The sequence below is a fragment of the Paractinoplanes hotanensis genome, from assembly GCF_023717965.1.
GTDB classification, from domain to species: Bacteria; Actinomycetota; Actinomycetes; order Mycobacteriales; family Micromonosporaceae; genus Actinoplanes; species Actinoplanes polyasparticus.
On sequence record NZ_JAMQOL010000045.1, the window covers coordinates 1 to 1,733 of the forward strand.

A 1,733-nucleotide genomic window follows, 5' to 3' on the forward strand; every position below is an offset into this window, starting at 1 on the left:
GGGATCGAACCGCGGTGGACCATAGTTGGCAGAATAAGAACCGCATACCCGCAGCTCAGGGCCCGATTGTGACGCTACCGGCTGTCCGCCGACGGATCCACTGACCGGCCAGTGCATAGCGCCCGCCGTAGCGCCGCCACGCTGAACCGATTCATCAGCACCGGCGCTACAGCCCCTAGTCGTCCGACCACTGCTGTTGAATCGTGATGGTCACCGCGTGCCGTCGGCCCTCTGCCACCGTCGGCGCGGGTTTCGGCTTCGGATCATCATGAAGGCCGCATAAGGCTCTTAATTCGCGAACCGCATACGGCAACGACGAACCCCTTCACCCAGCAAGGGTGGCGCCAACGGGTATCGAACCGTCCGCGTGAACCGGACGAATCTCTGAAGTTCTGCGCTTCGCGTTGTTGAACCACATCGGGCGACGGCCGGCGGCCGACTCGGGGCGGGGATCGGCCGGAGTTGGCCACCGGGTGCTACGGCGGAAGACGGCCGCCGAACAGTCGAGCGGACCTGACGCGTTGTCCACAGAAAAACACCGCGGAGGCGGGTCACATCATTGACGGGCGACTGGGAGAAGTCAGCTGACGTCCGCCCCGCCCGACCGGGATGCCAACCCGGTTGGGCGGGGGCGCGATAATGCCTTCGTGACTGCCGCTCAGACTATTGATGAGATTCAGGCGATTCTGGACCGCCTCCGGGGTGAGGTGATCGCGACCCTCCAGGTGCTCGGGATCAACTCGTTGAAGTCGACCTCGCCCCTCCCAGAGGCCGTCGTCGGCGATGCAGTCGAGAGGACGTCAGTCGAAAGCCGGCTCGTCTCCATCACTACCAGCCTCCATGTCATCGTCTTCGACCTCCAGCGGACGGGCAAGTTGGTCTGGTTGGAAAACGCTCAGCCGTACGTGATGGTTGCAGGTGCCTCGCGCCCCACAGTCCGCCTCCTACTCGCCAGCGGGCAAGGACTCGACCTGACCGAACCGGCCAAGACGAAGCGAGTCACGGTGACCGTAACGACTCGGGCGTGAGGCTGCGATCCAGCGCAGATGCCCCGTGTTCTGGAACCTCCCGAGCAGCTACTCTGAGGCCAGAGGGTTTCGCGTCAACGCACGGAGGATCATGAGCCGACAACATCACCCAGTCGACGATCTCGTGGTCTCCTCGAACTTCATCCGGGCAGTCCGGGAGTCTGGGTACCTGAGTCTGTCCACGGCGCTCGCTGAACTGGTCGACAACTCCTTGCAGGCGGAGGCGACGAACATCGCCATCAGCATCGGGTGGTCCACCGATGCCCTACCGGAGATCGTTGTCGAGGACAACGGCGTCGGTATGTCCAAGGACGAACTGCAAACCTGCCTGCGGTTCGGAGGATCGTCCCGGTTCGACGCTCGGCAGTCGTTCGGACGGTTCGGGATGGGACTGCCGGCAGCCAGCCTCAGTCAAGCACGACGTGTCGAGGTGACAACCTGGCGTGACGGTGCAGCCGAGCAATGGGTCGCGCTCGACGTCGACGCGATTGCTGCAGGATCCAGCCCAAACCTAACCGCCCGGCGCGGATCGTCCACGAGCACCAGTACGTCAGGCTGCCGCGTTCGTTGGATGCAGTGTGATCGGATTGAGTACCGTCGTCTGGCATGGCTGGAGCGCTCCCTGCACCAGGGCCTTCGCAAGGTCGAGGTATGACCGGATAGCCGGTTGTGGGGTAGTCACGCCGGTTCTGGTGGGTACATAGA

General features: G+C 63.5%; 2 protein-coding genes. Both read left to right on the forward strand.

Features of this window, described 5'->3' with window-relative positions:
- The first annotated feature begins 647 nt into the window (after nt 1-647).
- The gene (locus LXN57_RS31085) at nt 648-1,028 is read left to right on the forward strand and encodes a hypothetical protein (protein ID WP_251801743.1); all 381 of its coding nucleotides are present in this window, start codon (nt 648-650) and stop codon (nt 1,026-1,028) included.
- 91 nt (nt 1,029-1,119) lie between these two features.
- Complete coding sequence (locus LXN57_RS31090) at nt 1,120-1,683, forward strand: ATP-binding protein (RefSeq protein WP_251801744.1); 564 nt, start codon at nt 1,120-1,122, stop codon at nt 1,681-1,683.
- Nucleotides 1,684-1,733: the final 50 nt, after the last annotated feature.